We start from the raw sequence: 12,561 nt of genomic DNA, 5'->3' as shown, positions 1-12,561 counted from the left end.
TTGCCCTATGAGATGTCTTTTGGCCTAATGGGGCAATGGATGGGAACGACACCAGAAACGAAACGCGCAGCTGGATCGGGCGGGCCATGCCCCGGCGCGAAGATCCCGCGCTTTTGCAGGGCCGGGGCAGGTTCGTCGATGACATCATGCCGACGGGCTGCGTTTTCATCGAATTTCTGCGCAGCACGGTCCCCGCGGGGACGATCTCGTCGCTGGACGTGGCCGATGCGCGCGATATGCCGGGCGTTCTTGCGGTCTATACGGCCGACGATCTGGGTGAAACCGGCCCGTCTGCCGTGAACCGCCTTATCCCGGACGCCCCGGTGCGGCCGTTCGACATTCTGGCGCGCGGGGCCGTGTCATCGGTCGGGCAGCCCGTCGCCGCGATCGTTGCAGAAACACGCGAGGCCGCGCGCGATGCCGCCGAAGCGATATGGCTTGATATCGAAGAGGCCGAAACCGCCCACTCCCCGCAAACCATCGCGCGCTGGGAAGGCGGAGAACAGCAAACCGAAACCGCGTTCGAGGTCGCCGCACATGTCGATCACGCGCGCGTCGCGCCATTCGCCCTCGAACCGCGCGCCTGCCTTGCCGAACCTGTTGGCCACGGCTTGCGCGTGTGGATGTCGACGCAGACGCCGTTTCGCGGGCGGGACGACCTGGCGCGCATCCTGGGCATCGATGCAGACCTGATACAGGTGATCGCACCCGATGTCGGCGGCGCGTTCGGGGGCAAGGCCTCGATCTTTCCCGAGGACGTGATGACAGCCTTTGCCGCCCGCGCGCTGGGCCGGCCTGTCAAGTGGACCGCGACCCGCTCGGACGAGTTCATGGCCGCGACACAGGGCCGGGGTGCGGCCTCGTCCGGGGTTCTGGGATGCGATGAAACGGGGCGGTTCACACGCCTTGCCGGGCAGTTCCGTTTCGATCTGGGCAGTTGGACCCCCTACAGCGCCTATGCGCCCGCCCGAAATGCCGGGCGCATCCTGCCCGGGCCCTACGATGTCCCCGCGGTTACGGCCGATCTGGACGTCTGTTTCAGCGCGACCGCACCGATGAACATCTATCGCGGGGCAGGCCGCCCCGAAGCGGCGATGCTGATCGAACGGCTGGTGGACAAGGCAGCGAATGCCGCAGGGCTGGACCCGCTGGACATCCGGCGCCGCAACTTGCGCGATGGCCGTACGCCCGGAACGGCCGTGACCAGAGAATGGATCGACACCGGCGACTACGCGGCCTTGCTGGACGCGCTGGAAAACCGCGCGGATTACGCCCGAAAGCGCGCGGTTCAGGCAGAGCGCCGCGCGGCGGGCGAGGTCGTGGGCATCGGCATCGCCCTCTACATCGAACCATGCGGCCAGGGTTGGGAAACCGCGCAAGTCACGCTGCGGCCGGATGGCGCGTTCGCCGCGCAAACCGGAAGCTCGGCCCAGGGGCAGGGGCGGCAGACCGCCTGGGCGCAGATCGTCGCCGATGCGTTGGGTGTGCGGCCCGACCGTGTCACGATCGGCGAAGGCGATACAGCCGATTTGCCCAACGGGATCGGCGCTTTGGCAAGCCGGTCCACTGCGATAGGCGGCAGCGCGATGATGCGTGCGGCGGAAAAGCTGCGCGGGCAGATTGCCACCGCACTTGGCGTCGACCATCTGGAAAGCGATCACACGGGCGTCTGGCTGGATGGCGCGCATCTGCGCTGGGACGAGGTTGCGGAACGGCTGCCCGCCGAGACCCGAGTGGTGGTCGAGACCTTCACCGCGCCACACGAAGCATGGGCCAGCGGTGCCGCGCTTGCGCAGGTCGCCATCGACCCCGACACCGGGCGGACCACCGTAGAGGAGATCACCTGGATCGACGATGCCGGCCGGGTGGTGAACCAGATGCTTGTCGAAGGCCAGCTTCTGGGCGGTCTGGCACAGGGGCTGGGCTGCGTCCTGTCCGAGCGCGTGGCCTATGACCCCGACGGTCAATTGCTGACCGGAAGTCTGATGGATTACGCCGTGCCCCGTGCCAAGGACATGCCGCGCGCCATTCTGCTGGACAAGCTGCCCACCCCAAGCGCGGCCAATCCGCTGGGCGCCAAGGGTGTGGGCGAGGCCGGCTGCATCGCGGTGCCGCCCGCCGTACTGAATGCTTTGCAGGACGCGATCCTGCCTTTCACCGATCAAGACCTGCCATTGCCCGCCACGCCGGAAATCCTGTGGCGCGCGATCAACAGCCCGAAGGAGGCGACATGAAGTATTCCCGCAAGGACGCCAAATCCCATTCCCGCGCAACGATGCGCGGCATCTGGGCTGCCGCGCTGATGCCGTTCCGCGCCGATGGCGCGATGGACGAGGACGGATTTCGCGCGAACATGGCGCACTGGATCGACGATCTCGGGATCGACGGCTTCTTTATCGCCGGCAAGCAGGGCGAGTTCTTTTCGATGTCGCTGGAGGAGCGCAAGCGCTGCTTCGATCTTGCGGTGGAATGTGCGGGCGACAAGGCGCAGACGATCATGTCCTGTTCCGATCAGAACATGGATGTCGTGATCGACCTCGCGCGCCACGCGCAGGCCTGCGGCGCCGATTACATCGTCGTGCACGCCCCGGTTCTGCATTTCCTGAAAGAACAGGATGAAACGCTGATCCGCTACTATGAAACCATCGCCGAAAAGGTCGATATCGGCATTGCGCTCTGGTCGCATCCTGACAGCGGATACCTGATGTCGCCCGAGCTGTGCGCGCGGCTGGCCGAGATCGAGACCGTGGTCGCGATCAAGTATTCGGTGCCTCGCGACATGTACAAACGCCTGACCGAGCTGGCCGGCGACAAGATCCTGGTATCGACCGCCAGCGAAGAGGAGTGGCTGGACAACATCCTCGAACTGGGTTGGCAGCTCTACCTGTGTTCGTCGCCGCCCTATCTGATCCAGACCGCGCAGGACCGCCGGATGAAGGAATACACCGATCTGGCGATGGCCGGTCAGGCCGATGCCGCGCGCAAGGTCTGGGACAGCCTGCAACCGGTGCGACAGGCGCTGAAATCTACGCGCCCGGCGGAAAAACCGCATGCGCATCAGAAATATTGGCAAGAGTTGCTGGGCCAGGCCGGCGGGCATGTGCGCGCGCCCATGCTGGAACTGACCGAAGAAGAAAAAGCCGCGACTCGCGCGGCCTTCGAAAATTGCGGGCTCAAGGTGTGACAGGGCCTGCGAGTTATGAAACAGTGAAATCAACACGATAAGGGAGACGCGATATGGCCCGTCTGGCAGCGTTCAATTTCAAGAAATGGATCGACGAGCATCAGCACCTTCTGAAGCCGCCCGTCGGCAACAAGATGGTCTTTGAAGACAGCGACCTGATGGTGACCGTCGTCGGTGGCCCCAACAAGCGCACCGATTATCACGACGACCCGGTGGAAGAGTTCTTTTACCAGCTCAAGGGCGACATGCTGCTGAAAATCCACGATACGGAAAGCGGTGAGTTCTACGATGTGCCGATCCGCGAAGGCGACGTTTTCCTGCTGCCGCCACATATCCGCCATTCGCCGCAACGCCCGCAGGAAGGGTCCGTCGGGCTGGTGATCGAACCCAAGCGGCCCGAGGGCGCGCTGGATGCGATCGAATGGTATTGCTTCGACTGCGGAACGCGCGTGCACCGCGCCGAGGTGGACCTTGTATCGATCGTCGATGACCTGCCGCCGATCTATCAGGCGTTTTATGCCGACGAAGCGGCGCGCACCTGTCCCAAATGCGGTACGGTGCATCCTGGAAAGGAACCGCCGGAGGGTTGGGTCAAGCTGTGAGAGATATTTTAGGCTTGAAGTTTATACCGGTTACTTTAGGCTTGAAATAAATTCGGGGATTCGAACCCCGCATGTATCAGGGTCAAAAAGGCCCGAAAAACAGGGAGAAAGACATGAAACTAAGCTCTGTCATCAAGGCAAGCGTTGTTGCTGCCTTTGCCGCCGCCACCCCGGCGCTGGCCGAGGACGCGTTGAAGATCGGCGTGATCACCACGCTGTCCGGGCCCGCAGGGTATCTTGGGCAGGACGTGCGCGACGGCCTGCAGCTGGCCATCGACATGGAAGGCGGCAAGCTGGGCGGCGTGCCCGTGGAACTGGTGGTCGAAGATGACGGGCTCAAGCCCGGCAACGGTCGCCAGATCGCCGAGAAGTACATGAATGACGAAGGCATCAAGCTGCTGACCGGCATCATCTTCTCGAACGTGGCCGGTGCGACCGTGCCCGACATCGTCGATAATGGCGCCATCTATATCAGCCCCAACGCGGGTCCGTCGAACCTGGCCGGCAAGGGCTGCCACGAGAACTATTTCGTGGTCAGCTGGCAGAACGACGCCCTGCACGAAGCCGCGGGTGCCGCAGCCAAGAAGCTGGGCTATACCAAGGCCTTCGCTCTGGCGCCCAACTATCAGGCGGGCAAGGACGCGATCGCGGGCTTCAAGCGCACCTTCGGCGGCGAAATCCTGGGCGAGGTCTATACCCAGTTGGGCCAGACCGATTACTCGGCTGAAATGGCGCAGATCCGCGCCGCGAACCCCGAAGTCGTGTTCCAGTTCCACCCCGGCGGCATGGGCATCGCGTTCCTGCGCCAGTACCAGCAAGCGGGCCTTCTGGGCACGATCCCGATGGTCCTGTCCGAACCCTCGACCGACGCCGTCGTTCTGAACGCCGTGGGCGAGGCCGCTGTCGGCATCACCGCCACCGCGCATTGGAACCGTGACTTCGACAACGAGTCGAACAAGGCCTTCGTTGCCGCATGGGACGAAAAATACGACCGTCCGATCACCTATTACGCGTCGCAAGGCTATGACACCGGCCTGCTGATCGCCTCGGCGCTGCGTCAGACAGGTGGCGTGGACGATATCGACGCCCTGCGCGAAGCCATCCGCAAGGCCGATTTCGCGTCGGTCCGCGGCGAGTTCAAGTTCGGCAAGAACCAGCACCCCGTGCATAACTGGTACCAGCTCGATATCGTCGCAGGCGATGACGGCAAGCCAGTGGCCGTGACCAAGGAAGTGCTGCTTGAAAACTACGGCGACTCCTACGCCGATCAGTGCGAAATGTAAGCACGCTGGCCCCGGCCCTTGCGGCCGGGGCCTGACCCTTTCCACCAGTCCACACGCGGGAGGCAGGCATGATCCTGATCCTCGAGCAGCTTCTGAACGGGCTGCAATACGGTGTCATGCTGTTTCTGCTGGCCGCCGGTCTGACGCTGATCTTCGGGATCATGGGCGTGATCAACCTGGCCCATGGCTCGCTCTACATGATCGGGGCCTTTGCCGGCACATGGGTGGCCACGACCACGGGCAGTTTCTGGCTGGGCATTCCCGCCGGGCTGATCGCGGCGGCGCTGGTCGGTTTCCTGGTCGAGGCGACTGTAATCCGCAAGCTTTATGCCCGCGACCACCTGGACCAGGTTCTGGCGACCTTCGCCCTGATCCTGATCTTCAACCAGATGATCATACTGATCTTCGGCCGTCAGCCGATTTTCACCCCGCTGCCCGAGGTGTTCTATGGCTCGATCGAGATCATACCGGGCCTGTTCTACCCACCTTACCGGCTGCTTATCATCGCGGTGGGCCTGCTGGTGGCCGTCGGTCTGTATTTCCTGATCAACCGCACCCGCGTGGGCATGCTTGTCCGCGCCGGATCGACCAACCGCGACATGGTGCGCGCGCTGGGTGTCGATGTGCGGCTGCTTTACACCGTCGTCTTCGGGCTTGGCGCGCTGCTGGCCGGGTTGGCGGGCTATATGACCGGCCCGATACTGGCCGTTCAGGTCGGCATGGGTGAGGACATCCTGCTGGCCACCTTCGTCGTGGTCGTGATCGGCGGTGTCGGGTCGATCAAGGGCGCCTTCGTCGCGGGGATCGGGCTGGGCGTGGTCGATACGATGCTGCGCGCGTTTCTGCCCACGATCCTGCGCGGCTTCATGGCGCCGTCCGATGCGGATGCGATCGGCGCGTCGGTGTCGTCGATGGGGATTTTCCTGCTGATGGCAATCGTTCTTCTTATCCGGCCCAAGGGCCTCTTTGCGGCAGGGGGCTGAGGATATGCGCAAACTGATCCTTCCGGTCCTGCTGATCGCGATCTTCGCTCTGATGCCGCTCATTGCCGAGCTTGTCGGCAAGAATGCCCTGATGACACTGTCGGCACGCATCCTGATGTATGCGATGGCGGCGGCCAGCCTGAACCTGATCCTGGGCTACGGCGGCATGGTATCCTTCGGGCACGCCGCCTATTTCGGGGTCGGTGCCTATGTCGTCGGCATCCTCTATTCCCACTGGATGTCCGAGGTGCCGGTCTTCGGCCTGTTCCCCGGCAGCAACCAGCTGCTTGTGACCCTGCCGATCGCAATGATCGTATCCGGCCTTGCCGCGCTTTTGATCGGGGCCTTGTCGCTGCGCACCGGGGGCGTGCAGTTCATCATGATCACGCTGGCCTTTGCGCAGATGATCTTTTTCCTGTTCGTGTCGCTGACGGCCTATGGTGGCGAAGACGGGATCATCATCCGCCGCGCGAACGAGGTGCCCGGCCTGAACATGCGCGACAAGACCACCGTCTATTACGTGATCCTTGTCGTTGCCGTGCTGTATTTCGCCTGGATGTGGCGCGTGGTGAATTCGTCCTTTGGCCAGGTGCTGAAAGGTATCCGCCAGAACGAACGCCGGATGGAGGCGATGGGCGTCGCCACCTATCGCTACAAGCTCTATGCCTTCGTGCTGGCGGGCACGGGTGCGGGTCTGGCCGGGGCGCTGATGGCGAATTTCCTGCGCTTCACCAGCCCCGACATGATGCACTGGACCAAGTCGGGCGAGATGATCATCATGGTGATCCTTGGCGGGCTTGGCACCTTCTTCGGGCCGATCCTGGGTGCGGCGGCTTTCCTCATTCTCGAATTCTACCTCGCCGACTGGACCGAGCATTGGCAGCTTGCCCTTGGCCTGATCCTGCTGGTCGTGGTGCTGTTCACCAAGGGTGGCATCATGGGCGTGATCGCGCGCCTGAAAGGAGGCCGCGAATGACCGAGATCCTGCGCATCGAAAACCTGCAGAAGCGGTTCGGCGGGCTGGTGGCCACCGACAACGTCACACTGGACGTGCATACCGGTGAAATCCACGCGCTTATCGGGCCGAACGGAGCGGGCAAGTCCACGCTGATCAACCAGCTATGCGGAGAGCTGCGCCAGGATGCGGGCGTGATCCACCTGGCGGGGCGCGACATCAGCCACATGCCTGCCCCCGAACGTGTGGACCTTGGGCTTGGCCGGACCTTTCAGGTGACCAGCCTGCTGGAAGATTTCACCGTTGTCGAAAACGTGGGCCTTGCCGTGCAGGCGCGCGACGGTGGCAATTTCCGCATCTTCGACAGGGTCTCGGGCCGCAGCTCGATCTGGGAAGAGGCCGGACACCTACTGGCGGGAAGCCTGCTGGACGACCGGCGCGATGCCCGTGTCGCGGACCTGAGCCATGGCGAAAAGAAACAGCTGGAACTGGTGATGGCGCTGGCGACGCAGCCGCGCCTTTTGCTGTTGGATGAACCGATGGCAGGGCTGGGACACCTGGAATCGCAACAGATGATCGACACGCTGAACGGTCTGCGTGGCGAAATCTCGATGCTGCTGGTCGAACATGACATGGAGGCGGTGTTCGCCCTGGCGGACCGAATTTCGGTTCTGGTCTATGGTCAGATCATCATGACCGGCACCGCCGACGAAGTGCGCAACGACCCGCGCGTGCGCGAGGCTTACCTGGGAACGGAGGACGCCTGATGCTGACGGTTGACGGATTGCAGGCGGGATACGGCCATGCGCAGGTGCTGTTCGATGTGTCGTTGCAGGTGAACGACGGCGAGCTTGTCACGCTGATGGGCCGCAACGGCATGGGCAAGACCACGACCGTGCGGTCGATCATGGGCCTGCTCGGGCCGCGTGGCGGCCGGATCTTTTTCGATGGCAAGGACATTCACGGCGCGGCGCCCGAACGCGTGGCGCGGCTGGGCGCGGGGCTGGTGCCCGAAGGGCGGCAGGTTTTCCCGACGCTCACCGTCCGCGAAAACCTGGTGGCCACCGCTGCCAATCGCCTGAACCGCCCCGATCCCTGGACGCTGGACAAGGTCTATGCGCTGTTTCCACGGATGAAGGAACGCGCGGGCCAGATGGCCGGAACGCTATCCGGCGGCGAACAGCAGATGCTTGCGGTGGGCCGTGCGCTGATGACCAATCCCAAACTGCTGATCCTGGACGAGGCGACCGAGGGGCTGGCCCCCGTGATCCGGGCCGAAATCTGGCACGTTATCGAACAGCTCAAGGCGCAGGGACAGTCGATCCTACTGATCGACAAGAATATCGCCGTGCTCAAGCGGCTGGCCGACCGTCACTATATCCTGGAAAAGGGTAATGTCGTCTGGTCGGGTTCCGGTGCGGATCTCGACCACGACTCCGAACAGGTGCATGCCTATGTCGGCGTCTGAGCGCATCGCGCTTGTCGGTGCGGGGGCGATTGGCGGGCAGGTGGCCCGCCTGCTGCGGGAACGCGGAACGCCTGTGGAAATCGTCGCTGTCGGCGTGTCGGACGCGACCCGCACCCGTTCTGTTCCGGCCAGCGCCGTCGTGATCGACGACCCCGCCGCGCTGGCCGCGACAGGGGCGACCCTCGTGGTCGAGGCGGCAGGCCGCGCCAGCGTCGAGCCATGGGGCACCGCCGCATTGGAGATGGGCGCGGATTTTGCCGTTTCCTCGACCTCGGCCTTCGTGGATGACGCGCTCTTGGCGCGGATGCTGGCGCTGGCCGACACGCATGACGCGCGCATCCTGATCCCGCCCGGTGCGCTGGGCGGGATAGATGCGCTGTCGGCCGCCGCCCGTATGGCAATGACGCAGGTCACGCATATCGTCACGAAACCCGCCGCCGCCTGGGCCAGCACCGAGGCCGAAGCCCTGTGCGATCTGCATAGCCTGACCGCACCGTTCACCTTTTTCCAAGGCAGCGCACGGGACGCCGCCGACCGCTTTCCCAAGAACGCGAACGTGGCGGTCATTTCCTCGCTCGCGGCGATGGGACTCGACCGGACGCGCATCGCACTGGTGGCCGATCCGGGCGCGCAGCACAACACCCACAAGATCGTGGCAGAAGGCGATTTCGGACGGATGGCGGTCGAGATCGAGAACCACCCGCTGCCCGACAACCCGAAATCCAGCGCCATGACCGCACTGAACCTTGTCCGCCTGATCGAAAACCGGGTGCAGAGGCTGGTGATATGACGTTCGACGCCGACCTGACCCGCGCGCAGATCGACGCGGACTATAACGCCCGTGCGACCGTCAGCGAAACGGAGTTCGACGACATCATCGCCGATTACCTGCGCTATTCCGACCAGGCCGCGGACCTGTTCATGGAGCGCGAAGGCATCGTCTATGATCCATGCGGCGAGAGGATGGACCTGCTCGGTGCGGGCGGCACGGGCAGGGCGGCGGTGATCTTTATCCATGGCGGATACTGGCGCGCACTGTCACGGCGGCATTCGCGGTTCATGGCGCCGATGCTGGCTGCGCATGGCATCGCGACGCTGGTGCCGGACTATACGCTGGCCCCCGACGCGTCGCTGCCCGAGATCGTGCGCCAGATGCGCGCCGCGATGGCCTGTGCCTGGCGCGAAGCGGATGCCCTGGGTATCGACCGCGACCGGATTTTTGCCGTTGGCAGTTCGGCGGGCGGGCATCTTGCCGCCTGTCTTGCCTCGCGTGGCTGGCAGGAGGGTTTCGGCCTTCCCGATCAGGCGCTCGCGGGTTGCATGCCGGTCAGCGGCCTGTTCGACCTCGCCCCGATTGCGCGCAGCCATCCGCAGGACTGGCTGAACCTGTCGTCGGACGATGTCGCCGCGACCAGCCCGCTGCGCCATGTACCCGAAATCGGCTGCCCGATGGTCGTGGCGCTGGCCGAAACCGAGGCGGACGGTTTCAAAAGACAATCGCAGGCATATGCGGACGCATGGGCGGCCTCGGGTCGTCCGACGCCGCATATGGTGATCGAAGGGCGAAACCATTTCGACGTGGTGCTGGATTTGTGCAGTGACCGGACCGCGCTGTCGCTTGCCCTTTTGGACATGATCGGACAATCCTGACCCGCACAAGGAAGGGACGCCAATGACCAGATCAACCGCCATCGTCACGGGGGCCGCGCGCGGCATCGGCCTTGCCACCACGAAACTCTTTCTCGAAGAGGGCCGCCGCGTCGTCATGATCGACCGCGACGAAGCCGCCCTGGCCGAGGCCGCGAATGGCCTGACAAATATCACGCCCATCCTGTGCGATGTATCAGACCCCGAACAGGTCGCGGTCATGGTTCCGGCGGCGCTCGACGCGCTGGGCCATGTCGATGCGCTGGTGAACAATGCCGGCGTTGCCGATTTCGGCCCCATCGAACAGACGGATTTCGAACGTTGGCGCACGGTGATGGCCACGAACCTGGATGGCGTGTTCCTTGTCAGCCAGTCGCTGACGCCCGCGCTGAAACAGGCGAAAGGCGCGATCGTCAACATCGCGTCGATCAGCGGTCTGCGCGCCTCGACCCTGCGGGTGGCTTACGGCACGTCAAAGGCGGGCGTGATCGCCCTGACCGAACAGCAGGCTGCCGAGCTGGGCGAATACGGTATCCGGGCCAACTGCATCTGCCCCGGCCCGGTGCGCACAAAGCTGGCGATGGCCGTCCACACCAAGGAAATCATCGACGCCTATCACGATGCCATCCCGTTGAATCGCTACGGCACCGAGCGCGAGATCGCCGAGGCGATCGTGTTCCTATGTTCGGACAAGGCCAGTTACATCACCGGCCAGACGCTGGCCGTGGATGGCGGGTTCGAAAGCACCGGCGTGGGCCTTCCGGCGCTGCGCGGCTGATCAGGCAAAGTTGATCCGTACCTGCCCGAAGGCGCCGAAATCGGCGTCGATCCGGGCGCCGGACGGGCATTCGACCGGGCGGATGAAAGACCCCGACAGGATCACCTGGCCGGCCTCGATCTTCTGGCCGTATTGCTCCATCCGGCGGGCCAGCCAGACCACGCTTTCCACCGGATCGTTCAGCACGCCTGCGCCAAGGCCGGTTTCCTCGACCTCGCCGTTGCGGCTGACGATGGCGCCGACCCAGCGCAGGTCGTGGGCATCGACCGGATGGCGGGCCTCGCCCAGAACGATCCCGGCATTGGCGGCATTGTCGCTGATCGTGTCGACGATGACGCGGGACTTGCCTGTCGCCGGATCGCTGCGCTGCACCCGCGTGTCGAGTATCTCGATCGACGGGGCGACGTAATCGGTGGCCGCGATCACATCGTCGCGCGTGATACTGCCGCCGCCAAGCGGGGCTTTCATCACAAAGGCGATTTCCGCCTCGATCCGGGGCTGGATGAACCGGCCGGCGGGTACCGTGCCGCCGTCGGCGAATTCCATGTCATCCATCAGCATGCCGCTGTCGGGTATGTCGATGTTCAGCGCGTATTGCATCGCCTTTGACGTCAACCCGATCTTCCAGCCGATCACCTTGTGCCCGGCACGTTGGCGCCGTTCGATCAGCGCCGCCTGCACGGCATAGGCGTCATCCATCGTCATGCCGGGATAGCTGACCGACAAAAGCGGGCACTGAACGCCCGTCTGTTCGGCCTGCCACAGCGTCTCGGCGGCTTCCTGATGTTCCAGCGGTGTCATGCTTCGTCCTCGACCGTGTTGCGCAGGGTGCCGATGCCGTCGACCGTCACTTCGACCACGTCGCCCGGTTTCAGGTATCGCGGCGGGTCGAACCGCGCGCCGGCGCCGGTGGGCGTGCCGGTGATGATGATGTCGCCCGGAACCAGCGTGGTGAAGGTGCTGATATAGGCGATTTCCTCGCGGATGGGGAACATCATGCGGTTCAGCGTGTCGTCCTGCCGGACCTCGCCGTTGACCCGTGTCACGATGCGTGCGTCGTCCAGTTGCGCGGCATCCGTGAACGGCACGAGCCACGGCCCCAGCGCGCCGGAATTGTCCCAGTTCTTGCCTTGCGTGACGTTGAATTTCGCGTGGCGGACCCAATCGCGGATCGTGCCTTCGTTGGCCAGCGTCAGCGCGGCGATATGGTCATACGCGTCCCCGGCGGCGATCCGGCGCCCGCCCTTGCCGATCACGATGGCGACCTCGCCCTCGTAGTCGAGGGTGTGGTTTTCAGGCGGGCGGATCAGCGGCCGGTCATGGCCGGTGAAACTGCGCGGAAAGCGTGGGAACAGCGACATGTATTTCGGCTGGTCGCTGCCATCCTTGTATTCCGCATTCCGGTCGGGAAAGTTTACGCCGACGCAGATGATCTTTTCGGGCGCCGGGATCGGCGGAAGATAGCGGAATTCGCTGACCATGTGCGTGGGCGCGCGGCCCTGTGCGGCATCGGCCACCTGGTTCAGGGCGTCTGCCTCGATCACTTCGCGCAGCGTGGGCCATTGCGGAAAATCGGGCGACAGCGCCACAAAGCCCGCGTCGGTCACGGCACCGTAAAGCGGGCCGGTATCGGTTTGAACGGTGGCGATGCGGGTCATGGT

General features: G+C 64.2%; 13 protein-coding genes. 11 read left to right on the top strand and 2 right to left on the bottom strand.

The genetic code is table 11. The features are described from left to right. The first annotated feature begins 35 nt into the window (after window positions 1–35). From BLT50_RS06355 to BLT50_RS06305, 11 genes are all read left to right on the top strand, one after another. Window positions 36–2,234 (top strand): xanthine dehydrogenase family protein molybdopterin-binding subunit, encoded by a 2,199-nt coding sequence (locus BLT50_RS06355; RefSeq protein WP_090027741.1) that lies wholly within the window; start codon window positions 36–38, stop codon window positions 2,232–2,234. Then, the gene (locus BLT50_RS06350; protein WP_090027961.1) at window positions 2,231–3,184 is read left to right on the top strand and encodes a dihydrodipicolinate synthase family protein; all 954 of its coding nucleotides are present in this window, start codon (window positions 2,231–2,233) and stop codon (window positions 3,182–3,184) included. The genes BLT50_RS06355 and BLT50_RS06350 overlap by 4 nt, the downstream gene beginning before the upstream one ends. Window positions 3,185–3,237: 53 nt before the next feature. Further along, complete coding sequence (locus BLT50_RS06345; protein WP_090027737.1) at window positions 3,238–3,786, top strand: 3-hydroxyanthranilate 3,4-dioxygenase; 549 nt, start codon at window positions 3,238–3,240, stop codon at window positions 3,784–3,786. A gap of 113 nt (window positions 3,787–3,899) precedes the next feature. Then, window positions 3,900–5,069: an ABC transporter substrate-binding protein gene (locus tag BLT50_RS06340; RefSeq protein ID WP_090027960.1), complete on the top strand. Its 1,170-nt coding sequence runs from the start codon at window positions 3,900–3,902 to the stop codon at window positions 5,067–5,069. A gap of 68 nt (window positions 5,070–5,137) precedes the next feature. Further along, window positions 5,138–6,052 (top strand): branched-chain amino acid ABC transporter permease, encoded by a 915-nt coding sequence (locus BLT50_RS06335; protein ID WP_090027735.1) that lies wholly within the window; start codon window positions 5,138–5,140, stop codon window positions 6,050–6,052. 4 nt (window positions 6,053–6,056) lie between these two features. Beyond that, window positions 6,057–7,028, top strand: a complete 972-nt coding sequence (locus BLT50_RS06330) for a branched-chain amino acid ABC transporter permease (protein WP_090027732.1) — start codon at window positions 6,057–6,059, stop codon at window positions 7,026–7,028. Beyond that, the gene (locus BLT50_RS06325) at window positions 7,025–7,774 is read left to right on the top strand and encodes an ABC transporter ATP-binding protein (RefSeq protein WP_090027730.1); all 750 of its coding nucleotides are present in this window, start codon (window positions 7,025–7,027) and stop codon (window positions 7,772–7,774) included. The genes BLT50_RS06330 and BLT50_RS06325 overlap by 4 nt, the downstream gene beginning before the upstream one ends. Beyond that, window positions 7,774–8,475 (top strand): ABC transporter ATP-binding protein, encoded by a 702-nt coding sequence (locus BLT50_RS06320; protein WP_090027728.1) that lies wholly within the window; start codon window positions 7,774–7,776, stop codon window positions 8,473–8,475. Before BLT50_RS06325 ends, BLT50_RS06320 begins: the two co-directional genes overlap by 1 nt. Beyond that, a complete protein-coding gene (locus BLT50_RS06315; RefSeq protein ID WP_090027726.1) occupies window positions 8,462–9,265 on the top strand; it encodes an aspartate dehydrogenase in 804 nt (267 codons plus the stop codon). The genes BLT50_RS06320 and BLT50_RS06315 overlap by 14 nt, the downstream gene beginning before the upstream one ends. Continuing rightward, window positions 9,262–10,125 carry an alpha/beta hydrolase gene (locus BLT50_RS06310; protein ID WP_090027724.1) on the top strand — a complete coding sequence of 288 codons (864 nt, stop codon included), beginning with the start codon at window positions 9,262–9,264 and terminating at the stop codon, window positions 10,123–10,125. The genes BLT50_RS06315 and BLT50_RS06310 overlap by 4 nt, the downstream gene beginning before the upstream one ends. Window positions 10,126–10,147: 22 nt before the next feature. Beyond that, a complete protein-coding gene (locus BLT50_RS06305; RefSeq protein WP_090027722.1) occupies window positions 10,148–10,900 on the top strand; it encodes an SDR family NAD(P)-dependent oxidoreductase in 753 nt (250 codons plus the stop codon). On the opposite strand, the gene hpaH is transcribed toward BLT50_RS06305, so the two are convergent. Continuing rightward, window positions 10,901–11,701: a 2-oxo-hept-4-ene-1,7-dioate hydratase gene (gene hpaH / locus BLT50_RS06300; RefSeq protein ID WP_090027719.1), complete on the bottom strand. Its 801-nt coding sequence runs from the start codon at window positions 11,699–11,701 to the stop codon at window positions 10,901–10,903. Then, window positions 11,698–12,558, bottom strand: a complete 861-nt coding sequence (locus tag BLT50_RS06295; RefSeq protein ID WP_090027959.1) for a fumarylacetoacetate hydrolase family protein — start codon at window positions 12,556–12,558, stop codon at window positions 11,698–11,700. The genes hpaH and BLT50_RS06295 overlap by 4 nt, the downstream gene beginning before the upstream one ends. Between the last annotated feature and the right edge of the window lie 3 nt (window positions 12,559–12,561).

Origin of the sequence: Lutimaribacter saemankumensis, assembly GCF_900100005.1 — a bacterium.
GTDB lineage: Bacteria > Pseudomonadota > Alphaproteobacteria > Rhodobacterales > Rhodobacteraceae > Lutimaribacter > Lutimaribacter saemankumensis.
Note: the sequence above shows the minus strand (reverse complement) of the source record. Positions and strands in the feature narration are given on the sequence as shown.